The 24977-nt window shown below is 66.2% G+C and carries 22 protein-coding genes; 13 read left to right on the forward strand and 9 right to left on the reverse strand.

What is annotated here, in order from left to right:
- Positions 1–561 carry an HNH endonuclease gene (locus tag ACSFB7_RS26175; protein ID WP_093245882.1) on the reverse strand — a complete coding sequence of 187 codons (561 nt, stop codon included), beginning with the start codon at positions 559–561 and terminating at the stop codon, positions 1–3.
- A gap of 166 nt (positions 562–727) precedes the next feature.
- Here ACSFB7_RS26175 and ACSFB7_RS26180 point away from each other — a divergent pair, with 166 nt between their 5' ends.
- The 12 genes from ACSFB7_RS26180 (at position 728) to ACSFB7_RS26235 (ending at position 15893) form a co-directional block, all read left to right on the forward strand.
- Positions 728–1765 (forward strand): bifunctional riboflavin kinase/FAD synthetase, encoded by a 1038-nt coding sequence (locus tag ACSFB7_RS26180; protein WP_435475264.1) that lies wholly within the window; start codon positions 728–730, stop codon positions 1763–1765.
- 121 nt (positions 1766–1886) lie between these two features.
- Entirely contained in the window at positions 1887–4739 is a 2853-nt protein-coding gene (gene ileS / locus ACSFB7_RS26185) for an isoleucine--tRNA ligase (protein ID WP_435475265.1), read from the forward strand.
- On the forward strand, positions 4739–5260 hold the full coding sequence (lspA, locus tag ACSFB7_RS26190; RefSeq protein ID WP_435475266.1) for a signal peptidase II: 522 nt from the start codon (positions 4739–4741) through the stop codon (positions 5258–5260). Before ileS ends, lspA begins: the two co-directional genes overlap by 1 nt.
- A 412-nt stretch (positions 5261–5672) precedes the next feature.
- Entirely contained in the window at positions 5673–6686 is a 1014-nt protein-coding gene (locus ACSFB7_RS26195) for a LacI family DNA-binding transcriptional regulator (RefSeq protein ID WP_435475267.1), read from the forward strand.
- 47 nt (positions 6687–6733) lie between these two features.
- Complete coding sequence (locus ACSFB7_RS26200; protein WP_435475268.1) at positions 6734–7750, forward strand: ABC transporter substrate-binding protein; 1017 nt, start codon at positions 6734–6736, stop codon at positions 7748–7750.
- Between the two features lie 15 nt (positions 7751–7765).
- Positions 7766–8596, forward strand: coding sequence for an ABC transporter permease (locus ACSFB7_RS26205; RefSeq protein WP_435475269.1), 831 nt, complete (start codon positions 7766–7768; stop codon positions 8594–8596).
- A 22-nt stretch (positions 8597–8618) separates the two neighbouring features.
- Positions 8619–9419, forward strand: a complete 801-nt coding sequence (locus ACSFB7_RS26210; RefSeq protein ID WP_435475270.1) for an ABC transporter permease — start codon at positions 8619–8621, stop codon at positions 9417–9419.
- Entirely contained in the window at positions 9409–10470 is a 1062-nt protein-coding gene (locus tag ACSFB7_RS26215) for an ABC transporter ATP-binding protein (protein ID WP_435475271.1), read from the forward strand. The genes ACSFB7_RS26210 and ACSFB7_RS26215 overlap by 11 nt, the downstream gene beginning before the upstream one ends.
- Positions 10467–11330 carry a phosphodiesterase gene (locus ACSFB7_RS26220; protein WP_435475272.1) on the forward strand — a complete coding sequence of 288 codons (864 nt, stop codon included), beginning with the start codon at positions 10467–10469 and terminating at the stop codon, positions 11328–11330. The genes ACSFB7_RS26215 and ACSFB7_RS26220 overlap by 4 nt, the downstream gene beginning before the upstream one ends.
- A gap of 73 nt (positions 11331–11403) precedes the next feature.
- Complete coding sequence (locus tag ACSFB7_RS26225; protein ID WP_435475273.1) at positions 11404–13065, forward strand: Na/Pi cotransporter family protein; 1662 nt, start codon at positions 11404–11406, stop codon at positions 13063–13065.
- A 409-nt stretch (positions 13066–13474) separates the two neighbouring features.
- A complete protein-coding gene (locus ACSFB7_RS26230) occupies positions 13475–13660 on the forward strand; it encodes a hypothetical protein (protein WP_435475274.1) in 186 nt (61 codons plus the stop codon).
- Between the two features lie 43 nt (positions 13661–13703).
- Complete coding sequence (locus ACSFB7_RS26235; protein ID WP_435475275.1) at positions 13704–15893, forward strand: phosphocholine-specific phospholipase C; 2190 nt, start codon at positions 13704–13706, stop codon at positions 15891–15893.
- 48 nt (positions 15894–15941) lie between these two features.
- Here ACSFB7_RS26235 and ACSFB7_RS26240 read toward each other — a convergent pair whose 3' ends face one another.
- The gene (locus ACSFB7_RS26240) at positions 15942–16958 is read right to left on the reverse strand and encodes a bile acid:sodium symporter family protein (RefSeq protein WP_435475276.1); all 1017 of its coding nucleotides are present in this window, start codon (positions 16956–16958) and stop codon (positions 15942–15944) included.
- A gap of 70 nt (positions 16959–17028) precedes the next feature.
- Between ACSFB7_RS26240 and ACSFB7_RS26245 the strand changes: the two genes are divergently transcribed.
- On the forward strand, positions 17029–17970 hold the full coding sequence (locus ACSFB7_RS26245) for a LysR family transcriptional regulator (RefSeq protein WP_435475277.1): 942 nt from the start codon (positions 17029–17031) through the stop codon (positions 17968–17970).
- Here ACSFB7_RS26245 and ACSFB7_RS26250 read toward each other — a convergent pair.
- From ACSFB7_RS26250 to ACSFB7_RS26280, 7 genes are all read right to left on the reverse strand, one after another.
- A complete protein-coding gene (locus ACSFB7_RS26250; RefSeq protein ID WP_435475278.1) occupies positions 17912–18349 on the reverse strand; it encodes a response regulator in 438 nt (145 codons plus the stop codon). The genes ACSFB7_RS26245 and ACSFB7_RS26250 overlap by 59 nt on opposite strands.
- A gap of 132 nt (positions 18350–18481) precedes the next feature.
- On the reverse strand, positions 18482–19468 hold the full coding sequence (locus ACSFB7_RS26255; RefSeq protein WP_435475279.1) for a quinone oxidoreductase family protein: 987 nt from the start codon (positions 19466–19468) through the stop codon (positions 18482–18484).
- A gap of 116 nt (positions 19469–19584) precedes the next feature.
- Positions 19585–20481, reverse strand: coding sequence for a DUF5672 family protein (locus ACSFB7_RS26260; protein ID WP_435475280.1), 897 nt, complete (start codon positions 20479–20481; stop codon positions 19585–19587).
- 23 nt (positions 20482–20504) lie between these two features.
- Entirely contained in the window at positions 20505–21296 is a 792-nt protein-coding gene (locus tag ACSFB7_RS26265; protein ID WP_435475281.1) for an SDR family oxidoreductase, read from the reverse strand.
- A gap of 11 nt (positions 21297–21307) precedes the next feature.
- Entirely contained in the window at positions 21308–22270 is a 963-nt protein-coding gene (locus tag ACSFB7_RS26270; protein WP_435475282.1) for a DMT family transporter, read from the reverse strand.
- 37 nt (positions 22271–22307) lie between these two features.
- Positions 22308–23921, reverse strand: coding sequence for a gamma-glutamyltransferase family protein (locus ACSFB7_RS26275; protein WP_435475459.1), 1614 nt, complete (start codon positions 23919–23921; stop codon positions 22308–22310).
- Positions 23922–23941: 20 nt separating this feature from the next.
- A complete protein-coding gene (locus ACSFB7_RS26280; RefSeq protein ID WP_435475283.1) occupies positions 23942–24913 on the reverse strand; it encodes a Bug family tripartite tricarboxylate transporter substrate binding protein in 972 nt (323 codons plus the stop codon).
- Positions 24914–24977: the final 64 nt, after the last annotated feature.

A 24977-nucleotide genomic window follows, 5' to 3' on the forward strand; every position in this document is an offset into this window, starting at 1 on the left:
CTAGGTGTCGTGCAGCCGCGAGCTTTGCGGCAGGTGCGCCATCAAAAACTCCATCTGGTCCGCCAGGATGCGGCGGTTGCGCAGGATGAAGTCTTCCCAGAGGCTGGGCACGTAGGGCGCGTACAGCAGCGGCATGTTCGCCTGCTCGGGCGTGCGGCTGCTCTTGCGGTGGTTGCACGGCTTGCAGGCCGTGACCACGTTCATCCAGGTGTCGATGCCCTTCTGCGCGAACGGAATGATGTGCTCGCGCGTGAGCTCGTCTTCATGAAAATGCCCGCCGCAATAGGCGCAGACATTGCGGTCGCGCGAAAACAGCTTGCTGTTGGTCAGGCCCGGACGCTGGGTGAAGGGATTGATGCGCGGCACGCCCTTGGTGCCGATGATGCTGTTGATCGCGATCTGCGACTGCTCGCCCGTGATCGCGTTGTGGCCCCCACGGAACACCGCGACCTGCGCGCCCACTTCCCAGCGAACTTCGTCCGCTGCATAGTGAATCACCGCCTGTTCGAGCGATATCCATGACTGGGGCAGCCCTTGGGCCGACAGCTTCAAGACCTTCACCAACGTCTCCTCAAAAAGGGAAGAACCACGGAAAGACCAGGGACACGGAGTGCATTGGAGACCCACGCCAATCAACGCACTGCGTCACAATATACCGGCTTTGTGACAAAACGGCCTGATTCGCCCATTTGGCGGGCGAAAGGCGCTATCAAAAAGATACTCACCGATGCAGGTTTTCCGCGGCTTCCGGCACCCGGGCGTAGCCCCGGCCTGCGCCCTCACGATTGGGAATTTCGACGGCGTTCACCGTGGCCACCAGGCCATGCTCGCGCTTTTGCAGACCGAAGCCCGCCAGCGCGGGCTGCCGAGCTGCGTGATGACCTTCGAGCCCCATCCGCGCGACTATTTCGCCGCCCTCACCAAGAAACCCGACCTGGCGCCGGCGCGCATCGGCACGCTGCGCGACAAGCTCAGCGAGCTGGCGGCCTGCGGCGTGGCGCAGACCATCGTGCTGCCCTTCGACGGCCGGCTGGCGTCGCAATCGCCCGAGGAATTCATCCAGAACGTGCTGGTCGACGGTCTGGGCGCGCGCTATGTGCTCGTGGGCGACGACTTCCGCTTCGGCGCCAAGCGGGCCGGCGACTACGCCATGCTCGATGCGGCCGGTGACGCACGCGGCTTCGACGTGGCACGCATGAACAGCTACGAAGTCCATGGCCTGCGGGTTTCCAGCTCGGCCGTGCGCGAGGCACTGGCCGAAGGCCGCATGGCCGACGCACAGACCTTGCTCGGCCGGCCCTACACAATCTCGGGCCACGTGGTCCACGGCCGCAAGCTGGGCCGCGCGCTGGGCGCCTCGGCGCCGGGCAAGGAGGACGGTTTCCGCACCCTCAACCTGCGCTTCAAGCACTGGAAACCGGCGGCCAGCGGCATCTTCGCGGTGCTGGTCCACGGCCTGGCCGACCAGCCCCTGCCCGGCGTGGCAAACCTCGGCGTGCGCCCCTCGCTGGACGCCAACGACGTCAACGGCGGCCGTGTTTTGCTGGAAACGCATTGCCTGGAGTGGCCCTCCCATCTCGGGACCGAAGGGGCCTACGGTAAAATCGTCCGCGTGGAACTCCTGCACAAACTGCACGACGAATTGCGCTACACCAGCCTCGAGGCCCTCACAGCGGGCATCGCGAAGGATGGGCGCGACGCACGTGCGTTCTTTGCATCGACCCACGCCGAAACCCACCGCCAGACCACGCGCGACCGAATTTAGCCCTGCACGCCCCGTGCTGCCGCCCTTCGACAAGCTCAGGGCGAACGGCTTTTCTTCCGCACCGACCGCTCAATGCAGTTCGGGCTGAGCCTGTCGAAGCCCCTCTGTTTCGCACCCCAACATGTCTGACGCTGCCGCCACCCCCACCGACTACCGTTCCACGCTGAACCTGCCCGACACCCCCTTCCCGATGCGCGGCGACCTGCCCAAGCGCGAACCGGGCTGGGTGAAGGAATGGAACGACGAAGGCCGCTACCACCGCCTGCGCGACGCCCGCCACGGCGCGCCCAAGTTCATCCTGCACGATGGCCCGCCGTACGCCAACGGCCAGATCCACATGGGTCACGCGGTGAACAAGATCCTCAAGGACATGATCACCAAGGCGCGCCAGCTCGAAGGCTTCGACGCGCTCTACGTGCCCGGCTGGGACTGCCACGGCCTGCCGATCGAGAACGCCATCGAAAAGCAGTTCGGCCGCAACCTGAGCCGCGACGAGATGCAGGCCAAGAGCCGCGCCTACGCCACCGAGCAGATCGCGCAGCAGTTGGTCGACTTCCAGCGCCTGGGCGTGCTGGGCGAATGGGACCATCCCTACAAGACGATGGACTTCGCCAACGAAGCCGGCGAGCTGCGCGCATTCAAGCGCGTGATCGAGCGCGGCTTTGTCTACCGAGGCCTGAAGCCCGTGTACTGGTGCTTCGACTGCGGCTCGTCGCTGGCCGAGTTCGAGATCGAATACGCCGACAAGAAGAGCCAGACCATCGACGTGGCCTTCAAGGCGAACGACCGCGAAAAGGTGCTCAAGGCCTTCGAGGCCGACCACCTGCTGCTGGGCGACGTCTTCGCCGTGATCTGGACCACCACCGCGTGGACCATCCCCGCCAACCAGGCGATCAACCTCAACCCCGAGCTTGAATACTCGCTGGTCGACACCGAACGCGGCCTGCTGATCCTGGCCAACTCGCTGGTCGAGATGTGCATGAACCGCTATGCGCTCGACGGCAAGGTGGTCGCCACGGTCAAGGGCGAAAAGCTCGGCGGCCTGGAATTCCAGCATCCGCTGTACGACGTGGATGCCGGCTACCGCCGCGTGGCCCCGGTCTACCTGGCCGACTACGCCACCGCCACCGACGGCACGGGCCTTGTGCACTCCTCGCCTGCCTACGGCGTGGACGACTTCAACTCCTGCATCGCCCACGGCGTGGCGTACGACGACATCCTGAACCCGGTGCAGGGCAACGGCAGCTATGCGCCTGATTTCCCGCTGTTCGGCGGCCAGAACATCTGGAAGGCCGTGCCGGTCATCATCGCCGCGCTGCGCGACGCGGGCCGCCTGCTGACCACCGAGACGATCACCCACAGCTATCCGCACTGCTGGCGCCACAAGACGCCGGTGATCTACCGCGCGGCCGCGCAGTGGTTCGTGCGCATGGACGAGGGCGAAGGCGTGTTCACCAAGGACAAGGCGCCCAAGACGCTGCGCCAGACTGCGCTCGACGCCATCGAGCAAACCAGCTTCTTCCCCGAGAACGGCAAGGCGCGGCTGCACGACATGATCGCCGGCCGCCCCGACTGGTGCATCAGCCGCCAGCGCAGCTGGGGTGTGCCGATCCCGTTCTTCCTGCACAAGGATTCGGGCGAGCTGCATCCGCGCACCATGGAAATCCTCGACCAGGCCGCCGACATCGTCGAGAAGGGCGGCATCGAGGCCTGGAGCCGTGTGACGGTCGAAGAGATCCTGGGTGCCGAAGATGCGCCGAGCTACACGAAGAGCACCGACATCCTGGAGGTGTGGTTCGACTCGGGCTCGACCTTCTATCACGTGCTGCGCGGCACGCACCCCACGGTGCACCACGAGACCGGCCCCGAAGCCGACCTGTACCTCGAAGGCCATGACCAGCATCGCGGCTGGTTCCATTCGTCGCTGCTGATCGCCTGCATGCTGGAAGACCGCGCGCCGTACAAGAGCCTGCTCACGCACGGCTTCACGGTGGATGCCAAGGGCATCAAGATGAGCAAGTCGCTCAAGAACGGCATCGATCCGCAGGAAATCAGCAGCAAGCTGGGCGCTGAAATCATCCGCCTGTGGGTGGCTGCGAGCGACTACTCGGGCGACATCGCGGGCGACGACAAGATCCTTGCGCGCGTGGTCGATGCGTACCGCCGCATCCGCAACACGCTGCGCTTCCTGATGGCGAACACCAGCGACTTCGACATCACGAAGGACGCGGTGCCGCTCGACCAGTTGTTCGAGATCGACCGCTACGCGATGGCGCGCGCGGCGCAGTTCCAGGCCGAGATCCTTGCGCACTACCAGGTGTACGAGTTCCATCCGGTGGTGGCGAAGCTGCAGATCTACTGCTCGGAAGACCTGGGCGGTTTCTACCTCGACATCCTGAAGGACCGCCTCTACACGACGGCCCCGGGCTCGCTGGCGCGCCGCAGTGCGCAGACGGCGCTGTGGCACATCTCGCAAGCCATGCTGCGCTGGATGGCGCCGTTCCTGAGCTTCACGGCCGAAGAGGCGTGGAAGTTCGTGGGCACAGGCAAGCCGGGCGAGTCGATCTTCACGCAGACCTACAGCCAGTTCGCCGCGCCCGACGAAGCTCTGCTCGCCAAGTGGGGCCGCATCCGCGAGATCCGCGATGCGGTGAACAAGAACATCGAAGCGGTGCGTGCCGAAGGCAAGGTCGGTTCATCGCTGCAGGCCAACCTGCAGGTGACGGCTCCGGCCGACGACTTCGCGCTGCTGGGCTCGCTGGGCGACGACCTGAAGTTCGTCTTCATCGCCTCCGCCATCGAGCTGGCGGCCGGCGAGGAGCTGTCGACGGTGGTGACGCCGAGCACCGCGCAGAAGTGCGATCGCTGCTGGCACTACCGCGACGACGTGGGCCACGACCCGGCGCACCCGACGATCTGTGGACGCTGCACGAGCAACCTGTTCGGCGCCGGCGAATCGCGGAGCTTTGCCTGATGGCGGCCGCGCGTTCCGCATCGGCATCATCGCGTTCGCGCGGTGGCAGCCTGGGCATCTGGCCCTGGCTGGGGCTGGCGCTGATCATCGTGATGATCGACCAGTTCACCAAGACGCTGATCCTGGGCTACTACAAGGTCGGTGACTGGACTTACGTCACGAGCTTCTTCAATGTCGTGCGGGCGCACAACACGGGGGCGGCCTTCTCATTCCTGGCGGATCACTCGGGGTGGCAGCGCTGGTTCTTCACGGCCATCGGCGTGGGGGCTGCGGTGTTCATCGTCTGGATGCTGAGGTCGCATGCGGGGCAGAAGCTGTTCTCGTTCTCCATGGCTTGCATCCTGGGCGGGGCCATCGGCAACGTTGTCGACCGGATGATGCATGGGTACGTGGTGGACTTTTTGAGCTTCCACTTGGGGAACTGGTATTTCCCTGCGTTCAATGCTGCTGACAGTGCGATCACGCTGGGGGCGATCTGTTTGATCGTTGATGAGATTCGTCGCGTTCGTCGCGGCAAGTAGTTTTTCTTTTGGGGCGGCGCCCGGTACGCGGTTCGGCGCGCTCAGCCCCACTGTGCCGGCCGCTTCGCGGCTTCCCTGCGGTGCTCGCGTCTCGCGGGGTCTCGCAGAACTCGCTTCGCTCAAACAGCTGCGAGCCCTGATCCGCGAAACGCTGCGCTCCTCGGCGGCCCAGAGGGGCTGAGCGCGCCGAACCGCGTACCAGGCGCTTGTCGTGGCGTTGATGCCGCTGCCCTCACCCCAACCCTCTCCCGGAGGGAGAGGGAGTAATGCGGGGACGTGGCCTCAAAGACGGGGCATAGCAACCACACCCCCGACGAACAAAACCCAAAGGGTTTCTCCCCGCTTCCAAGGCCTGTCATAGCGGGGTCATACTGCGGCGGTTCAATGTAATCGATTACATGAACACCGCACGATGAGCATTCAAGCCGTTGCAGCCAAAGCCGGAGTCTCCGTGGCCACCGTGTCGCGGGCCTTCAATTTCCCCGACAAGGTGACCCCGGCCACACGGGAGTTGGTCGAGCGCGTGGCGCGTGAACTCAACTACCTGCCGAACGCCAGCGCCCGCACCCTGCGCACCCAGCGCAGCCGCGTGCTCGGCGTCGTGCTGCCCACGCTGCTGAACCCGACCTTCGCTGAATGCCTGCAGGGCATCGCGCGCGCCGCCGTCGCGGGCGGCTACGCCATCATTCCCGTCACCACCGGTTATCAACTCGACGAGGAAGAGCGCGCAGTCCATCTGCTGTTGGCCGGCAACGTCGATGGGCTCATCCTCGTGGTGTCGAACCCCTCGACCTCGACCGCCCTTCCCCGGTTGCGAACGGCCGGCGTTCCCTACGTCCTTGCCTACAACCGGCACCCTGAGCACCCTTGCGTCTCCGTCGACAGCGAAGGCGCCGTGGCCGATGCAGTCACGCGCCTCGTGCTGCTCGGACATCGCCGCATCGCCATGGTCAGCGGCACGCTCGCCGCGTCGGACCGCGCGCAACAGCGTTATCGCGGCTACCAGAAAGGCATGGCCGACGCCGGACTCGATGCGCCGCCGCTGATCGAAGTGCCCTTCGTCGAAACCGCCGTCGATGCGCTCTCGCACCAGTTGCAGGCGACCCGCAACCGCCCCACCGCGCTGATCTGCTCGAACGACCTGCTCGCCATCCGCAGCATCCGTGCCGCGCACCTCAGCGGCCTCTCGGTGCCCGACGACCTGAGCGTGATCGGCTTCGACGGCATCGCGCTCGGCGAAGACCTCACGCCCGCCCTCACCACCATCGCCCAGCCCAACAGCGACATCGGCCGCCACAGCGTCGAGTTGCTGATCCAGGCGATGGCCGGCGGCACCACGCTGCAGGCCGATGCGAGCCTGCTGCTTCCCCATGCCTTCCGCGACGGTGAGTCGTGCGCATCCGCGCGCGACGCCATCGCTTCCTGATCGACCTCCCCCCGTTCTCCGCCCCCATCCATCCAAGGAGCTCTTCCATGTCTTTCCGTTTCCATCGCATGGCCCGCCTCGGCGTGCTGGCCGCCGCGCTCGTTGCCGCAGCCGGCAGCGCCATGGCCCAGACCGCCATTTGCTACAACTGCCCGACCGAGTGGGCCGACTGGGGCACCCAGTTGAAGGCCATCAAGGCCAAGACCGGCATCACCGTGCCACCCGACAACAAGAACTCGGGCCAGTCGCTCGCGCAGATGGCCGCCGAGAAGGCCAGCCCCGTGGCCGACGTCACCTACCTGGGCGTGACCTTCGCGGTGCAGGCCGCCAAGGACGGCCTGGTCGAGCCCTACAAGCCGGCCGCATGGAACGACATTCCCGACGGCCTGAAGGACCCCGCAGGCAACTGGTTCACCATCCACTCGGGCACGCTCGGCTTCATGGTCAACGTCGATGCGCTCAAGGGCAAGCCGGTGCCCAAGTCGTGGGCCGATCTGCTCAAGCCCGAATACAAGGGCCTGATCGGCTACCTCGATCCCGCCTCGGCCTTCGTCGGCTATGTCGGCGCCGTGGCCGTGAACCAGGCACGCGGCGGCACGCTCGACAACTTCAAGCCGGCCATCGATTACTTCAAGGCCCTGCAGAAGAACGAACCCATCGTGCCGAAGCAGACCTCGTATGCGCGTGTGCTGTCGGGCGAAATCGCGATCCTGCTCGACTACGACTTCAACGCCTACCGCGCCAAGTACAAGGACAAGGCCAACGTCGCCTTCGTGATCCCGAGCGAAGGCACGCTGGCCGTGCCTTACGTGATGAGCCTCGTCGCCAAGGCCCCGCACGCGGCCGACGCGAAGAAGGTGCTCGACTTCACGCTGTCCGACGAAGGCCAGGCCATCTGGGCCAAGGCGTATCTGCGCCCGGTGCGTGCCAGCGCGATGCCCAAGGACATCGAGGCTCAGTTCCTGCCCGCGAGCGAATACGCGCGTGCCAAGAGCGTGGACTACGGCCGCATGGCCGCCGCGCAGCGCGCCTTCTCTGACGAGTACCTGAAAGAAGTGCGCTGACCCGCACGGCATGAGATGACGCAAGCCACCACCTCCAACGCCTGGAACCCGCGCTGGCGGCTGCTCGCCTGCGCGGCACCGGCGGCCGCCTTCTTCGCGGCCTTCTGGCTGCTGCCGGTGGTGCGCCTGCTCACGCTGCCAGCCGACAAAGGCTGGGCCACCTACTTCGCCGTACTGACCGACGCGCGCTACCTGCAAAGCATGGCCAACACAGTCGTGCTCTCGATCACCGTCACGCTGGCCACGCTGGTGCTGGGCGCGGCGGTGGGCATCTACCTCGCGCGCCACGCCTTCGTGGGCAAGCGCATGCTGCTGTCGCTGCTCACGCTGCCGCTGTCGTTTCCGGGCGTGATCATCGGCTTCTTCGTGATCCTGCTGGGCGGACGGCAGGGCGTGGTGGCCGACCTCAGCGACAGCATCTTTGGCGAACGCATCACCTTCGCCTACGGCCTGCTCGGGCTGTTCCTAGCGTACCTGTATTTTTCGCTGCCGCGCGCCATCGCCACTTACACCGCGGCGGCCGAGTCGATGAACACGCAGCTCGAAGAAGCGGCCCGCTCGCTCGGCGCCTCGCGGCTGCGCGTGGCGCGCGACGTGTGGATGCCGGAGCTTGCACCCACCACGCTGGCCTGCGGCGCGATCCTGTTCGCGACCTCGATGGGCGCCTTCGGCACGGCCTTCACGCTGGCCAGCAAGTTCGAGGTCATTCCCATCACCATCTACAACGAGTTCACCAACTACGCCAACTTCGCGCTCGCCGCGTCGCTGTCGATCTCGTTGGGCATCGTGACCTGGCTGGTGCTGTTCGTCGCGCGCCGCTTCGGCGCCAACCCCGTCGCACGCTGAAGCACGTTGAGACACGCAAACCATGCGAAAGAACACACAAGCCAAGGCGCCCTTCCTGCTCGCCGTCACGGTCGTCGTGAGCCTCTTCATGATCGCGCCGATGCTGCTATCGGTCATGGCGGGCCTGGTCAACAACTACAGCGCCGGCCTGAAGAGCGGCCTCACGCTGCGCTGGCTCGGCGAGGTGTGGGAGAACTACGGCGGCACCGTCGGCTGGTCGATCGCGTTGGCCATTGCTTGCGTCGTCGGCACCGTGCTGATCGGCGTGCCCTGCGCCTATGCCTTGGCGCGCAGCCGCTCGCGTGCCGCGCGCATCTTTGAAGAGCTGCTGACGCTGCCTGTCGCGGTGCCGGGGCTGGCCACCGCGCTGGCGTTGATCCTGGCCTACGGCCAGCTCACGGCTTTCCGCCAGAGCTTCGCCTTCATCCTCGTGGGCCACATGATCTTCACGCTGCCCTTCATGGTGCGCACCGTCAGCTCGGCCTTCGAGCGCGACGACCTGCTCGCGCTCGAAGAGGCCGCGCGCTCGCTGGGCGCGAACTTCCGCCAGCGCTTCCTGGGCATCCTCGTGCCCGCAGTGTTCCCGGCCATCGTGGCCGGCAGCCTGATGGTGTTCACGCTCTCGGTGGGCGAGTTCAACCTCACCTGGATGCTGCACACGCCGCTCACGCGCACGCTGCCCGTGGGCCTGGCCGACAGCTATGCCTCGATGCGCATCGAGATCGGATCGGCCTACACGCTGGTCTTCTTCGCCGTCATTCTTCCGGTGCTGTGGGGCCTGCAGTACCTTGCCAACCTGATGCAGAAACGCCATGGAACTTGAACGCATCCCCGTCGACATCGCGAACTGCGCGAAGACCTACACAGACGGCACACGCGGCCTGCAACCCACCGACCTGCACGTCGAGGCCGGTGAAGTGCTCGCGCTGCTCGGCCCCTCGGGCTGTGGCAAGACCACGCTGCTACGGCTGATCGCCGGACTGGAGGCGCCCGACGCCGGCAGCCGCATCGTGTTTGGCGACCAGGACGTGACGCAGCGCCCGGTCGAGCATCGCGGCGTGGGCATGGTGTTCCAGAGCTACGCGCTCTTTCCGCAGATGACGGTGGCGGCCAACATCGGCTATGGCCTGCGCATTCGCGGCATCGCGCCCGATGAAGAAAAACGCCGGGTCGGCGAACTGGTCGACCTCGTGCGGCTCGGTGGCCTGGAGAACAAGCGTCCCGCCGAACTCTCGGGCGGCCAGCGCCAGCGCGTGGCCCTGGCGCGCGCCGTGGCCGTGCGGCCGCGCGTGCTGCTGCTCGACGAGCCGCTGGCCGCGCTCGACGCCAAGCTCAAGGAATCGCTGCGCGACGAGCTGGCCGAGCTGCTGCGCAGCCTGCACATCACGGCCATCCACGTGACGCACGACCAGCAGGAGGCCCTGGCCATTGCCGACCGGCTCGCGGTGATGCGCGCCGGCCGCATCGTGCAGGTGGGCCGTGGCGAAGACCTGTACCGCGCGCCTTCGCATCCTTTCGTGGCCGAGTTCCTGGGCCGGGTCAACAAGCTCGAACGCGCGGCCGAGGCCATCGCGCAAGGCGTTGTCCGACTCGGGGGTTGCACCGTGCCCTGCCCCATCGCATGGCAAGACCATGCGATGCTGTTGGCGCGACCCGAAGACATCGAGGTCGGCGCGCCCCAGTCGGACTGGGGCAACGCCACCGTCGAACGCCGCACCTTCCTTGGCGACCGCGTGCAGTTGCATCTGCGCACGCAAGACCAGCCCGTGCTGGTGGCCGATGTGGGACGCGACAGCCCCTTCGGTCCGGGCGACGCAGTCGGTCTTCGCATCCACCCCGATCGCCTGATGACGTCGCAGGAAACCAGCGCATGACGACAACGCCAAACAGCAGCAGCAACACCTTCCTGGTCCAACTGACCGACCTGCACATCCGCGAACCGGGCCGGCTGGCCTATGGCCGCATCGACACCGCGCCGTACCTGGCACGCGCGGTGCAGTCGGTGCTGGCCCTGCGGCAGCCGCCCGATGCCGTGGTGATCACCGGCGACCTGACCGACTTCGGCCGTGCCGCCGAGTACGAGCACCTGGCCCGCCTGCTGGCGCCGCTGGCCATGCCGGTCTACCTGATGCCCGGCAACCACGACGACCGCGACCAGTTGCGCCGCAGCTTCCCCGGCCACGCCTACCTCGGCACCGGCACCGACACCGACGGCTTCATCCAGTACTCGGTGCGTGTCGGTGCGCTGCGCCTGCTCACGCTCGACACCTGCGTGCCAGGTGCCAGCCACGGTTCGCTGTGCGGGAAGCGCCTGGCCTGGCTCGAAGCCCAGCTCGATGCCTGCCGCGATGAACCCGTGGTCGTCGCCATGCACCACCCGCCTTTTGAAACGCTGATCGGCCACATGGACGAGATCGGACTGCTGCAAGGTGCCGACGCACTCGAAGCGCTGATCGCCCGTTATCCGAACGTCGAGCGCGTGATCTGCGGCCACCTGCACCGCGCCATCGACGTGCGCTTCGGCGGCACCATCGCCTCGACCTCGCCGGCGCAGGCGCATCAGGTCTGCCTCGACCTGGCGGCCGATGCGCCCTCGGCCTGGACGCTCGAACCACCGGCTTTCCGGGTGCACGCATGGTCGCCGCGCAGCGGCCGGCTGATCACCCATCTGGCGGCCTCCGGTACCTTCGAAGGCCCTTATCCTTTCCACGACAACGGAGCCCTGATCGACTGAAGCGCCCACTTGTGGAAAATGGGGTCGAAACGAAGCCAAACGAAAACAAGAGAAAGGCCAGAACCCGACCTCCATGAAGCACCTTCTGAATCTGCTGGCGGCAGTCGCATTGCTGGTGTGGGGTACGCACCTCGTTCGTACCGGCGTGCTGCGCGTGTTCGGCGCCAACCTGCGCAAGATCCTCGTGCAGAGCATGCGCAACCGCTTCACGGCCGCCCTCTCGGGCATCGGCGTCACGGCGCTCGTGCAGTCCAGCACCGCCACTTCCCTCATGACCTCGTCCTTCGTCGGGCAGGGCCTGGTCACGCTGCCGGCAGCGCTGGCGGTGATGCGGGGCGCCGACGTGGGCACGGCGCTGATCTCGGTGCTGTTCTCGGCCGACCTGTCGTGGCTTTCGCCCATGTTCATCTTCGTGGGCGTGGTGCTGTTCATCACCCGCTCGGCCACCGTGGCGGGGCGCGTGGGACGCGTGCTGATCGGCCTGGGGCTGATGCTGCTCGCTCTGCAACTGGTGGTCGAAGCCACCGAACCCCTGTTCTCTTCGCCCGCCGTGCGCGCGCTGCTCGCATCGCTCAACAGCGACGTGCTGCTTGAAATCACCATCGGCTCGGTGCTGGCCATCGTGGCGTATTCGAGCCTGGCGGTGGTGCTGCTGGTCGCGGCCATGGCCACGTCGAACGTGGTGCCGCTGGATGTGGCGCTCGGGCTGGTGCTCGGCGCCAACCTCGGCAGCGGGCTGCTGGCTGTGCTGACCACGGCCAAGTCGGCGGTGTCGGTGCGGCAGGTGACCATCGGCAACCTGCTCTTCAAGGCGCTGGGCGTGGCCGTCGTCGCGCCCTTCATCGGGCTGTGGATTCACTACGTGCAGCCCGAGCTGCCGAACCAGACGCATGGCGTGGTGCTGTTCCACCTGGCGTTCAACGTCATCATCAGCGTCGGCTTCATCGGCCTCACGCAATGGGTGGCCAAGCTGGTGACGCGGATGCTGCCCGTGCCGCAGCAACCGGCCGGCACCACCCGGCCGCATCACCTCGATCCGTCGGCGCTGTCGACGCCTTCGCTGGCCATCTCGAACGCGGCGCGCGAAGCGCTGCACCAGGCCGACATCGTCGAGACCATGCTGATCGGCACGCTGGACGTGATCCGCAACAACGACCTGCGCCTGTCGCAGGAACTGAGGCAGCTCGACGACACGGTGGACGAGCTGTACTCGGCCATCAAGTACTACATGACCCGGATCTCGCGCGAGGCGCTGGGCGAAGAGGAAAGCCGGCGCTGGACGGACATCATCAGCTTCACCATCAACATGGAGCAGATCGGCGACATCATCGAGCGCGTGATCATCGACATCGAAGACAAGAAGATCAAGCCGCAGCGCAACTTCTCGGAAGCAGGCATGGCCGAGATCGTCGAGCTGCACGGACGCCTCGTTGCCAACCTGCGGCTAAGCATGAGCGTGTTCTTGAACGGCAATGTGCGGGACGCGCAGAAGCTGCTCGAAGAAAAGGCGCGCTTCCGCGATCTGGAGCGGGCCTATGCAACGACCCACCTGGATCGACTGTCGGACCAGACAACGCTGAGCATCGAGACCAGCTCGCTGCACATCGACCTGATCAGCGACCTGAAGCGGATCAACTCGCACATCTGCTCGATTGCGTATCCGATCCTCGAATCGGCCGGGGCGTTGGCGCCGAGCAGGTTGAGAGAGTCCCGACTGGGCAAGATCGAAGGGTAGCGTTCTCGCGGGCAGCATTCGACTGCCCCGGACTCCCCAAAACCTGAGACGCACCGCGCCGAAACGCGCCGGCTGCGTCGTTGCCGGCATGCATGCCGGCCTCGTCATTTGCGCTTTGCCGCGTCCCTGGAAGGACCACCGGCAAGCCCCCAATTCCATCGCCTCGAACGACCCGACGTCTTGAGAAAAGACGCGTGAACACCTGTCGTTCCGATGTCATGAAGCCTGCCTAGCATTCGAGGCATAAATTGCTTTTGAGTGAATTTGTGTAATTTCATAAGTTCGCATGAATGCGATTTATCGCGTCCGGCTTCAAGCCATTTCACGCTGCCCTTCGACTGCAAGGCGTCCTGCTCCGAACGCCTGCGCCAAGGGCATCCACTCTTTTTTCCAAGGGGAGAGCCACATGATGAGCAATCGACAGAAACAACGGATGGTGCGCGCCGTATCGGGCGCGGTCCTGCTTGCCGCGCTCGCGGCTTGCGGCGGAGGCAGCGGGGGAACATCGTTCGTGCCAGCACCGCCCGTCGCCGTCACGCCCGAGCCGCCCGCACCGGACACCGGTGCCAAGGCCGTCTTTCACTGCGCGCCTTGACGGCACGCCCCATCTTCATCGCCTCTTTGCCGACACCCACACCATGACCGCTTCAAACCCCGGCCGCCGTCGCTTCCTGCGCAGCTCGGCCACCACCGCCGGTGCAGCCGCCGCGCTCACGATGCTGCCGCCCTCGATCCAGCGCGCGCTGGCCATTCCACCGAACAACGTGAAAGGCACCATCGAGGACGTCGAGCACGTGGTGATCCTGACGCAGGAGAACCGCTCCTTCGACCACTACTTCGGAACCCTGCAGGGCGTGCGTGGATTCAACGACCCGCGCCCGCACGTTTTGCCGGACGGGCGGCCGGTCTGGTACCAGCCCACGCCGAACGAAAGCCCGGTCGACCCAAAACGGGTCTACAACCCGCGCGGCCTGCCCAGCGACGCGACCTACGTGTTGCCGTTCTATATCGACCCACGCACGACCAAGGGACATGCGGGCACGCAGCATGGATGGAGCGACGGCCACGGCGCCTTGAACAATGGCAAGAACAACCAGTGGCTGAACCAGAAGCAGGATGCGATGACGATGGGATACCTGCGCCGCAGGGATCTCGCATTCCACTACGCACTGGCCGACGCGTTCACCATCTGCGATGCCTACCATGCCTCCGTTCCCGCCGACACGGTGCCGAATCGCGTGCACTTGTGGACGGGAACCATCGATCCGCGCAACGTCATGGGCACCCAGCCCAATGGCCCCGGATTGCAGGAGCGCAACGGATCGAACGGCTACACGTGGACGACCTACCCGGAGCGGCTGGAGGCCAAGGGGATTCGCTGGAAGCTCTACCAGGGCGGCTCGGAAGGCTATAACAACCTGACCAAGGAGGCCGACAACTTCACCGACAACTCGCTGGAGCACTTCGCGGCCTACCAGACGAACGGCGTCCTTCGGGACAAGGGAGCCTCCAGGCACACCCTGGTGGAATTCGCCAGCGACGTCAGCAAGAACAACCTGCCGCAGGTCAGCTGGATCGTCGCGCCGCAAAAATTCTGCGAGCACTCGAGCGCCACGAGCGTCAATGGCGCGCTGTACATCGAAGCCATCCTGAGCGCGCTGACGTCGAACCCCGAGGTCTGGAGCAAGACGGTCTTTCTCATCAACTACGACGAGAACGACGGCCTGTTCGACCACATCGTTCCGCCAATGCCGCCACTGCAGGCGCTGGCAAGCAACACCAACGACAGCGGCCTCGTCTCCAAGGGCCTGGTCGACAGTCTCAAGGATGAGTTTCTCGACCTGGACCGCTTCCCCTACGAAAAGGGATCGCTGGTGCCGAGCGGCGACCCCGGCGGCTTGCAGCCCGTCGGCCTGGGTTCGCGCGTTCCCATGCTTGTCGTGTCACCGTGGAGTGCCGGAGGATGGGTCTGTTCGCAGACCTTCGACCACACCTCGGTCCTGCAATTCCTGGAAGCGCGGTTCGGCGTCGCCGAACCCAACATCTCGCAATGGCGCAAGGCCGTCTGCGGAAACCTGACGTCGGCCTTCGATTTTTCAGGCAACCAGGACACGTCGGTTCCGAAGATCGCGCCGGTCGCATCGATCACCGTCGGCACGCGGACCGACTACGTACCGAATCCCCAGTTGATGCCCTCCCAGGAGCCGGGCACGCGCAAGGCGCGGCCCCTGCCCTACGAGCACTTCGTGCACAGCCGCGTCGATACGCGCAACGTCCAGATCTGGCTAGACTTTGCCAACACCGGCAGCGTGGGCGCCGCGTTCTGTGTGTACAACCGCCTGAAGCCCAACGACAACCCGCGCCGCTACACCGTCTCCCCCGGCGATGTGTTGTCGGATTACTGGCTCCTGTCGGACACGAAGGGCGCCTACGACTTCGCCGCCTACGGGCCGAACGGCTACCTGTGCCAGTACAAGGGCAATGCCTCCGCGGTGTCCCAAGGCACAGCCAGCCCCGAAGCGAAGGTTTGCTACGACGTCACCAACGGCAATGTGGCCCTGACGCTGACCAACAGCGGATCGGCGGCGTGCTCGGTGACGGTGAGCAATGCCTACAGCAAGAAGGCTGCACGCACCCACAACCTGGCCGCCGGAGCGACGCTGCAGGACCTCTGGGTTCTGAGTGCCAGTTCGGGCTGGTACGACCTGTCGGTCAGCTCGGACGCCGGGTCGTCGGCCAACGCGCCCTTCCTTCGCCGCTTTGCGGGACACGTCGAAACCGGCAAGGCCAGCATGAGCGACCCGGGGCCGCTGAACAGCAACCGCTGAAGCCGAAACCACTGGGGCCTGGCGAAGAATCGCCAGGCCCCGTGAAACCTACTTGGCCTTGACGAGCTTGCCAGCAGCCTCGGCGGGCTTTTCGATCTGTCGCCGCGCATACCGCTGCGCCAGCACGGCACACACCATCAGCTGCATCTGATGAAACAGCATCAGCGGCAACACGATCGCCCCCACCGCATGCGAAGCGAACAAGACCTTCGCCATCGGAATCCCACTGGCAAGGCTCTTCTTCGATCCGCAGAACACGATGGTGATTTCGTCGGCCACATCGAACCCGAGCTTGCGTGCCATCAGCGTCGTGATGCCCAGCGCCAGGGCCAGCAGCACCGCGCACACCAGCAGCAGGCCCAGCAGCGCGCTCACGGGAATCTGCTTCCAGAGCCCCTCGATCACCGCCGCGCTGAACGCCGTGTAGACCACCAGCAGGATCGATCCCTGGTCCACGAACTTCAGCACGGCCGCGCGCTTCTGGATCCACTTGCCGATCACCGGGCGCAGCAGGTGGCCCGCCACGAAGGGCACCATCAGTTGCAGCAGGATGCGGCCGATCGAATCGAGTGACGACGACGAAGTGATGCCGCCGCCGTTGGGCAGCACGACCAGGTTCACTAGCACCGGCGTGATGAACACGCCCAACAGGGTCGAGGCCGATGCGCTGCAGATGGCCGCGGGCATGTTGCCGCGCGCCATGGCCGTGAACGCAATCGCGGACTGCACCGTGGCCGGCAGCACGCAGAGGAACAGCACGCCGGTGTAAAGCTCAGGCGTCACCAGCGGCGACAGCACCGGCCGCAGCGCCAGCCCGAGCAGCGGAAACAGCACGAAGGTGCTCGCAAACACCAGCAGGTGCAGCCGCCAGTGCGTGATGCCCGCCATGATCGCCTCGCGCGACAGCTTGGCGCCGTGCAGGAAGAACAGCAGGCCGATGGCGACGGTCGTCAGGCCCTCGAAGAAATGTGCGATGCGCCCGCTCGCGGGCAGCAGGCTGGCGAAGGTCACGACCGTGACGAGCGCGAGCGTGAAGTTGTCGGGGAGAAAGCGTGAACGGGCCATGGGACGTATTGGAGCGGCTGCCCATTCAAAAGAGAAATGGATTTATCGGATGGATATATGATTCCGGCGCATGAACGTCACGCTTCGCCAACTCCGCGTCTTCCGCTCGGTGGCCGAGGGGCGCAATTTCAGCCGCGCCGGCGATCAGGTCGGGTTGAGCCAACCGGCCGTCAGCCGTTCGATCCTGGAGCTTGAGTCGCAGCTCGGCCTCAAGCTGCTCGACCGCACCACGCGCGAGGTGATGCTGACCGAGGCCGGCCAGTCGCTCGCCGCCCGGCTCGACCGCGTGCTCGACGACCTCGACCAGACGCTGCAGGACGTGGCCGGCCTGGCCAGCGCGCGCGGCGGCAAGGTGCGGGTGGCCAGCAGCCCCACGCTGTCGGCCAACCTGATGCCCGGGTGCATCGCGGTCTGCGCCGACAAGGCGCCGGGCATCCAGTTCCTGCTGCTCGACCGCATCCAGCAGGACGTGCTGGACAGCGTGCGCAGCGGCGAGGTCGATTTCGGCGTGGTGATCGAGCCTTCGGAAGCCGACGACCTGCATTGCGAGCCGATCCTGAACGACCCCTTCGTGCTGGTGGTGCCGCCCGCCCACCGGCTGGCCCAGAAGACTTCGGTGCGCTGGGCGGCGCTCGACGGGCAGCCGCTGGTGCTGCTCGACCACGCCTCGGGCAGCCGCCGCCTGATCGACCAGGCGCTGGAGAGCCATGGCGCGCAGTGCGAGGTGAAGCAGCAGCTCGGCCATCCGACCACGGTCTTTCGCATGGTCGAGGCGGGCATCGGCATCAGCGTGATGCCGGGCATGTCGCTGCCGCCCGAAGGGCTGGCTCAGTTGGTGGTGCGCCCGCTGGTGCCGCGCGTGCAGCGCGCGATCATGCTGATCCGCCGGCGCAACCGGGCGCTGTCGCCGCTCGCGCAGCAGGTGTGGGGCATCGTGCGCGACACCGCCGCGCTCAGTGCGACAGCGGAGTCGGGCGCGACGACGCCGACGTCGAAGAAGCTGCCCGCCTGAACTGCTCCTGCCGCTGGCGCAGGCAGAAGTCGATCAGGTCCTCGACCTCGGTGGCCTTGTCGAACACCGCGTCGGCACCGAGCAGCGCGCATTTGCGGCGCATGTCCGGCGTGGCGTGGTTGCTCAGCACCACCATCTTCTGCATCGGGTCGCGGTTGCGGCAGGCTCGCAGCACGCTGAAGCCGGTGCCGTCTTTCAGGAACAGGTCGACGATGGCCAGGTCCCACTGCGACGGGTTGCCTGTCAGCCAGCGCGTGCCCTCGGCTTCCGATTCGGCCTGGCCGATGGGATCGACGCGTGCCACCTCCCGCAAGGTGCCCACGAGGTTCTCGCGGATGGTGGGGTTGTCTTCGACGATGAATGTGCGGATGGTGTTCATGACGCTGGCCTCGTAGCTTTTGCCACAGGCTACAAAGTGCGCCCGGCACAAGTCGAAGGCATGACACCCCCACGCGGGTAGGACAAGGCTGGCGGCGCTCTTCCTACCCTTTTTCCACCCTTGCGCGCAGCTTTACAGCGTCAGGATCGTGCAGCCCGTGGTCTTGCGCGCTTCCAGGTCGCGGTGCGCCTGCTGCACATCGGCCAGTGCATAGCGCTGCTCGATCGGGATCTTCACCGCGCCGCTGCGCACCACCGCGAACAGGTCGTCGGCCATGGCCTGCGTGCTTTCGCGCGTGGCCATGTGGGTGAACAGCGTGGGCCGCGTGACGTAGAGCGAGCCCTTGGACGCGAGCGTACCGAGGTTGATCGGCGGCACCGGGCCCGAGCCGTTGCCGAAGACCGCCAGCAGGCCGAAGGGACGCAGGCAATCGATGGAGCCCTCGAAGGTGTCCTTGCCCACCGAGTCGTAGACCACCTTCACGCCCTTGCCGCCGGTGATTTCCTTGACGCGCGCCGCGAAGTTTTCGGTGCTGTAGTTGATGGCGTGCGCCGCGCCGTATTCGAGCGCGAGCTTGCACTTGGCGTCACTGCCGGCCGTGCCGATCAGTTGCAGGCCCAGCGCCTTGGCCCACTGGCAGGCGATGAGGCCGACGCCGCCGGCGGCCGCGTGGAACAGGATGAAGTCGCCGGGCTGCAGGCCCTCGGCCGGCAGCGTTTTCTTCAGCAGGTACTGGGTGGTGAGGCCCTTGAGCATCATGGCCGCGCCGGTCTCGAAGGAGATGTCGTCGGGCAGCTTGCAGACGTTCTTGGCGGGCATCACGCGCAGCTCGCAGTACGCGCCGGGCGGCGGGCTCGCATAGGCGGCGCGGTCGCCAGCCTTCAGGTGCGTGACGCCCTCGCCCACTGCCTCGACCACGCCCGAGGCTTCCATGCCCAGTTGCAGCGGCATTGCGAACGGATAGAGCCCGCTGCGCTGGTAGGTGTCGATGAAGTTCAGGCCCACCGCCTTGTGGCGGATGCGGATTTCGCCGGGGCCCGGGTCGCCGACTTCGACCTCGACGATCTTCAGTTCTTCGGGACCGCCATGACGGTCGATACGGACGGCTTTGCTGATCATTGCTACTGTCTCCACGCGCAGAAAAAGAAGAGGCGCATCCTGCCACGTTTGGCGTTTTCGCGATGGCGCGGGACATTGCCCCGGCACGTCGGCGCCCATGCAGGCGCTGCCTGGCGTCAGGCCGGGTTTTGTGGCGGCTCAGGCGCGAACTCGATGCGGTAGCCGCTGCGCTCGAACATCTGCAAAATTTCGCGCTCGCCATACCAGCCGTCGAGCTGCGACAGCGGAATCAGCGAACGCAAGGTGAGCGGCGCCAGGCTCACCAGTTGCCGCACCTTCGCATGGTGGCCGAACAGCTGCATCGCGTCATAGCCGTGGTGCAGTTGCGGCCCCGCATGCTCGATGGCAAAGCTGCGCGCCAGCTCCAGCGGCGCGAAGCGCATGCCGACGGCTTCGAGGGCCGGTCGCAGCACGCCGCTCAGTTGCACGTCTTCGAGCAGCGCGTTGTGCTGCCAGTGCATCCTGAGCGGATCGCCCGTCACCACATCGGGCGGCGGAATCTCGACACGGATGTGCGGATGGTCGATGAGCGCTTTCATGAAGCGCCGGCTGCGCAGGCTGAAGCCGCCGTTCTGGATCGGCGTGACGACGTGGTCGGGCTTCTGCAGCTCCTGCGCCCAGTCGAAACTGTTGCGCCAGAAGGTGCCCTGCGGCGAATCGATTTTTGCCAGATGGATCGGCGCGCCGATGTAGTCGCAGCCCAGAAATTCGTCGCGCCAGTTGGCGGCATTGACGACCCAGCCGTCGTCCTGCACCACCAGCGCGAACTCGGTCTGCACCACGCGCCAGAGCGCGAACATCATGAACCAGCCGTACTCGTGGTAGTTCATCGGCGCGATCGCCACATGCGCGATGCCCGGCGCCAGGTTGTCGGGCGCCTGCGGGCTGCACAGCAAGGCGCGGGTGCCGGGCATTTGCGACTGGCTCAGTTGCAGGGCCATCGCCGCGCCGCGCGCATCGGGCAGGCCGGTGACCGACACCAAAGTGATCTGCCGGAAAGCCTCCCCGCTCATGCGCGCTTGCCTGTGCGGATGCGTCAGTAGGTGCCGGGGTAGGCGCCGCCGTCGGCCAGCACGTTCTGGCCGGTCATGTAGCCGGCCTGCATGCTGCAGAGAAAAGCGCAGATGGCGCCGAACTCGGCCGGCGTGCCGAAGCGCCGGGCCGGAATGTTCTTCTTGCGGGCTTCCCACACGGTGTCGAAGTCCTGCCCGGTCTTCTGCGCCGCGCCGGCCATCGTGCCCTTCAGGCGGTCGGTGTCGAAGGAGCCCGGCAGCAGGTTGTTGATGGTCACGCCCTGCGCCGCGATGGGCGTGCGTGCCACGCCGGCCACGAAGCCGGTCAGGCCGCTGCGCGCGCCGTTCGACAGGCCCAGGATGTCGATGGGCGACTTCACCGAACTCGACGTGATGTTCACGATGCGCCCGAAGCCGCGCTTGGCCATGCCATCGACCGTGGCCTTGATCAGCTCGATGGGCGTGAGCATGTTGGCATCGACCGCCTTGATCCACGCGTCGCGATCCCAGTTGCGGAAGTCGCCGGGCGGCGGGCCGCCAGCGTTGGTGACGACGATGTCGAAGTCGTGGCCCAGTGCGAACACGGCCGCACGGCCTGCTTCGGTCGTGATGTCGGCGGCCACGTGCTTGACGAACGGACCCGACGCACCTGCGGCCTCGGCCAGCTTCTTCGCGGCCGCATCCAATGCCTCGGCGCCGCGCGCCACGATCACCACGTTGACGCCTTCGCGCACCAGCGCCTCGGCGCAGCCGTAGCCCAGCCCCTTGCTCGCGCCGCACACCAGCGCGGTCTTGCCTGCAATACCCAGATCCATGTTGTTTGCTCCTATCGTGCAGGGGCTTGCCGCCCCTTGCGTGTGAAAACGAAGATGCCCGCGATGACGAGCACGGTGCCGGCGGCGATCCACGGTGTGAACGGCTCGCCGAGTATCACCACCCCCATGAGGATGGTCGACAGGGGTCCGATCATGCCGGTTTGCGCGGCCACGGCCGGGCCGATGCGCTCGATGGCCATCATCACCATGAGGACGGGCACCGCCGTGCACAGCGTGGCGTTGAGCACCGACAGCCAGATGACCTCGGGCGCGAGCCCGAAGGCCACGCTCATCGGCCGCGTGAGCACGAACTGCAGGATGCACAGCACGCAGGCCACGGTGGTGGCCAGACCCACGAGCCGCAGCGAGCCCAGGCGCTTGACGAACTCGCCGCTGTACACGAGGTAGCCCGCATAGCTCACCGCGCTCAGGAACACGAGGAACGCGCCCCAGGCCGCCGCCCCGCCGCCCTTGCCGCCACCGCCGGTCCACAGTTCGTGGCCGAACACCAGCAGCACGCCGGCATAGCTCACGACCATGCCCAGCACCTGCGGGCGCGTGGCGCGCCGCCGGTACATCAGCCAGCCGAACAGCAGCACCAGCGTGGGGTTGAGATAAAGAATGAGCCGCTCGAAGCTGGCCGAGATGTAGGCCAGCCCCGCAAAGTCGAGAAAGCTCGCGAGGTAGTAGCCCGAGAAGCCGAGCCCGATCACGCCGAGCCAGTCGCGTGAGGTGAGCTTCGGCTTGCCGCGCCCTGCCCACCACGCCATGACGGCGAAGAGCGGCAGCGCGAACAGCATGCGCAGCATGATGAGCGTGATGGCGTCCACGCCGTGGCGGTACGCCAGCTTGACGATGATGGCCTTGCCGCTGAACGCGATCGCGCCCAGCGTGGCAAGGACCAGGCCGGTCGCATAGCCTTTTCTTGCGCCGTCGTGAGAGGGGATGCCGAGCGACGCGGCTGTCTTGTTCATCCCCCGATCATCGCGGCAACCCCGAGACCTTGCTTGCTCAGTACCCTGCCGCCACGCCGTCGCGGCGCGGGTCGCTGGCGGCCACATAGCCTTCGACCGACGGCTCGCCCGCACGCCAGATGAACTGGCCGGCGCCGAAGTCCTGGTACGAGTCGTTGATCACTTCGAGGTGATGGCCCAGGTCGCGCAGGCCCTGCAGGGTGTTCGGGTTCATCGCGGCCTCGACGTTGATCTCGAGCCCCGCATTGAAGCGCCAGCGCGGTGCATCGCAGGCGGCCTGCGGGTTCTGCTTGTAGTCGAGCATGCGCACCAGCGTCTGCATGTGGCCCTGCGGCTGCATGTTGCCGCCCATCACGCCGAAGCTCATGACCGGCTGGCCGTCCTTGGTGAGGAAGGCCGGAATGATCGTGTGGAACGGGCGCTTGCCCGGTGCCACCACGTTCGGGCTCTCGGCCTTCAGGCTGAAGCCGTGGCCGCGGTTCTGCAGGCTGATGCCGAACTCGGGCTCCACGCAACCCGAGCCGAAGCCCATGTAGTTGCTCTGGATGAAGCTCACCATCATGCCGCTCTCGTCGGCGGCCGTGAGGTAGATGGTGCCGCCCTTGACCGGGTTGCCGGCCTTGAAGTCCTGCGCCTTTTTTACATCGATGAGGCGGGCGCGCGAGGCGAGGTAGGCGTCGTCGAGCATCTGCTCGGTCGTCACTTCCATGGTCTTGCGTTCCGACACGTAGCGGTACACGTCGGCAAAAGCCAGCTTCATCGCTTCGATCTGCAGATGCTGCGACTGGACCGAGTCGACCTGCAGCGAGGCGATGTCGAACTTCTCCAGGATGCCCAGCGCGATCAGCGCCGCGATGCCCTGCCCGTTCGGCGGAATCTCGTGCAGCGTGTGGCCACGGTAGTCGCGCGAGATCGGCTTGACCCATTCGGGCTGGTAGGCCGCGAGGTCGGCCACCGTGAGCGCGCCGCCCTGTTCGGCGGAGAACTTGGCGATCGCCTCGGCGATCTCGCCGTTGTAGTAGGCCTCGCCCTTGGTGCGGGCAATGGCCTTGAGCGCGCGTGCCGCGGCGGTGAAGCGGAACAGCTCGCCCACCTCGGGCGCGCGGCCCCAAGGCAGGAAAGTCTGCGCAAAGCCCGGCTGCGACTGCAGCACCGGCGTGGCCGCAGCCCACTTGCCCTGCACCACCGGCGGCACGAGGTAGCCGCGCTCCGCGATGTCGATGGCCGGTGCCATCAGGTCGGCGAAGGGCAGCTTGCCGAAGCGATCGCTCATCGCGACCCAGCCGCGCACCGCGCCCGGCACCGTGACCGAGTCGATGCCGCGCATCGGCGGCGTGGCGGCGTCCGCGCCGTACTTGGCCTTGAAGTACTCGGGCGTCCAGGCCTTGGGCGCCGGGCCCGAGGCGTTCAGGCCGTGCAGTTCCTTGCCGTCCCACAGGATGCAGAAGGCATCGCTGCCCAGGCCGTTGCTCACCGGCTCGACCAGCGTCATGACCGCTGCGGTGGCAATGGCCGCATCGACCGCGTTGCCGCCCTGCTGCAGGATGCGCAGCCCGGCCTGCGAGGCCAGCGGGTGCGAGGTCGACACCACATTGCGCGCAAAGATCGGGATGCGGGTGGAGAGATACGGGTTGTTGAAGTCGAAGTTCATGTCGGTGTGCTCTTCTTTATTCATTCGTTGGTGATCTTGCGGTCGACCACGATCTTTTTCCACTTGGCGGCGTCGACCGCCACCAGCTTGGCGAACTGGTCGGGCGTGCCCGGCGTCGCGGGCTCGATGCCCAGGCGCGCGAGCTTTTCCTTCACCTCGGGATCGGCCAGTGCTTCATTCGCGGCCTTGTTGATGCGCGCGACGATGTCGGCCGGCAGGTTCTTCGGGCCGTAGAAACCGAACCAGGTGTTCGACTCGTAGCCCGGCAGCGTGTCAGCGATGGGCGGCAGCTCGGGTGCCAGCGGGCTGCGCTTGAGCGAGGTCACGCCCAGCGCGCGCAGGCGGCCGTCGCGCACGTGCGGCATGCCGGTGGGCAGCGAGTCGAACAGCACGTCGACCTTGCCGCTGATCAGGTCGGGAATGGCCAGCGCCGTGCCCTTGTAGGGAATGTGCGTGACGAACACGCCAGCCTGCGCCTTGAACAGCTCGGCCGTGAGCTGCACGATGGTGCCGTTGCCGCTCGACGCGTAGTTGAGCTTGCCGGGGTTCTTCTTCGCGTAGTCGATCCACTCGCGCACCGTCTTGGCGGGCGAGTTCACGGGCACCAACATGATGCTGGCCGCATCGCCCACATGCGCGATGGGCGTGAAGTCGCGCACCGTGTCGTAGGGCAGCTTGTTGATGGCCGGGCCGATGGCGTGCGTGCTGGTGGTTGCCAGCAGCAGCGTGTAGCCATCGGGCGCGGCCTTGGCCGCCTGGTCGGAGCCGATGGCGCCGCCGGCACCGGGCTTGTTGTCGATGACGAGCGTGGTGCCGAGCTTCTCGCCCATCTTCTGGCCCAGCGTGCGGGCAAAGAGGTCGGTGGCGCCGGCTGCGGGGAACGGCACGATCAGCCGGATGGGCTTGTTGGGGTAGCCCTGCGCCATGCTGGCGGTCGACGTGGCCACGCACAACGCAATGGCAAGCCCTTGGAGGAACTGGATTCTTTTCATGGTGCTGGATTCTGTCCCCGTGGAGAAACCTTGCATGCTATGCAGCCCCCGCGCATCAAGCCAG

This window comes from Variovorax raffinosi, assembly GCF_051216615.1.
Lineage (GTDB): Bacteria > Pseudomonadota > Gammaproteobacteria > Burkholderiales > Burkholderiaceae_C > Variovorax.

Bases quoted from the DNA above. Each gene is read 5' to 3' on its own strand.
- ACSFB7_RS26180 (WP_435475264.1), top strand. From the start codon at position 728: ATGCAGGTTTTCCGCGGCTTCCGGCACCCGGGCGTAGCCCCGGCCTGC.
- ileS (WP_435475265.1), top strand. From the start codon at position 1,887: ATGTCTGACGCTGCCGCCACCCCCACCGACTACCGTTCCACGCTGAAC.
- lspA (WP_435475266.1), top strand. From the start codon at position 4,739: ATGGCGGCCGCGCGTTCCGCATCGGCATCATCGCGTTCGCGCGGTGGC.
- ACSFB7_RS26195 (WP_435475267.1), top strand. From the start codon at position 5,673: ATGAGCATTCAAGCCGTTGCAGCCAAAGCCGGAGTCTCCGTGGCCACC.
- ACSFB7_RS26200 (WP_435475268.1), top strand. From the start codon at position 6,734: ATGTCTTTCCGTTTCCATCGCATGGCCCGCCTCGGCGTGCTGGCCGCC.
- ACSFB7_RS26205 (WP_435475269.1), top strand. From the start codon at position 7,766: ATGACGCAAGCCACCACCTCCAACGCCTGGAACCCGCGCTGGCGGCTG.
- ACSFB7_RS26210 (WP_435475270.1), top strand. From the start codon at position 8,619: ATGCGAAAGAACACACAAGCCAAGGCGCCCTTCCTGCTCGCCGTCACG.
- ACSFB7_RS26215 (WP_435475271.1), top strand. From the start codon at position 9,409: ATGGAACTTGAACGCATCCCCGTCGACATCGCGAACTGCGCGAAGACC.
- ACSFB7_RS26220 (WP_435475272.1), top strand. From the start codon at position 10,467: ATGACGACAACGCCAAACAGCAGCAGCAACACCTTCCTGGTCCAACTG.
- ACSFB7_RS26225 (WP_435475273.1), top strand. From the start codon at position 11,404: ATGAAGCACCTTCTGAATCTGCTGGCGGCAGTCGCATTGCTGGTGTGG.
- ACSFB7_RS26230 (WP_435475274.1), top strand. From the start codon at position 13,475: ATGAGCAATCGACAGAAACAACGGATGGTGCGCGCCGTATCGGGCGCG.
- ACSFB7_RS26235 (WP_435475275.1), top strand. From the start codon at position 13,704: ATGACCGCTTCAAACCCCGGCCGCCGTCGCTTCCTGCGCAGCTCGGCC.
- ACSFB7_RS26240 (WP_435475276.1), bottom strand. From the start codon at position 16,958: ATGGCCCGTTCACGCTTTCTCCCCGACAACTTCACGCTCGCGCTCGTC.
- ACSFB7_RS26245 (WP_435475277.1), top strand. From the start codon at position 17,029: ATGAACGTCACGCTTCGCCAACTCCGCGTCTTCCGCTCGGTGGCCGAG.
- ACSFB7_RS26250 (WP_435475278.1), bottom strand. From the start codon at position 18,349: ATGAACACCATCCGCACATTCATCGTCGAAGACAACCCCACCATCCGC.
- ACSFB7_RS26255 (WP_435475279.1), bottom strand. From the start codon at position 19,468: ATGATCAGCAAAGCCGTCCGTATCGACCGTCATGGCGGTCCCGAAGAA.
- ACSFB7_RS26260 (WP_435475280.1), bottom strand. From the start codon at position 20,481: ATGAGCGGGGAGGCTTTCCGGCAGATCACTTTGGTGTCGGTCACCGGC.
- ACSFB7_RS26265 (WP_435475281.1), bottom strand. From the start codon at position 21,296: ATGGATCTGGGTATTGCAGGCAAGACCGCGCTGGTGTGCGGCGCGAGC.
- ACSFB7_RS26270 (WP_435475282.1), bottom strand. From the start codon at position 22,270: ATGAACAAGACAGCCGCGTCGCTCGGCATCCCCTCTCACGACGGCGCA.
- ACSFB7_RS26275 (WP_435475459.1), bottom strand. From the start codon at position 23,921: ATGAACTTCGACTTCAACAACCCGTATCTCTCCACCCGCATCCCGATC.
- ACSFB7_RS26280 (WP_435475283.1), bottom strand. From the start codon at position 24,913: ATGAAAAGAATCCAGTTCCTCCAAGGGCTTGCCATTGCGTTGTGCGTG.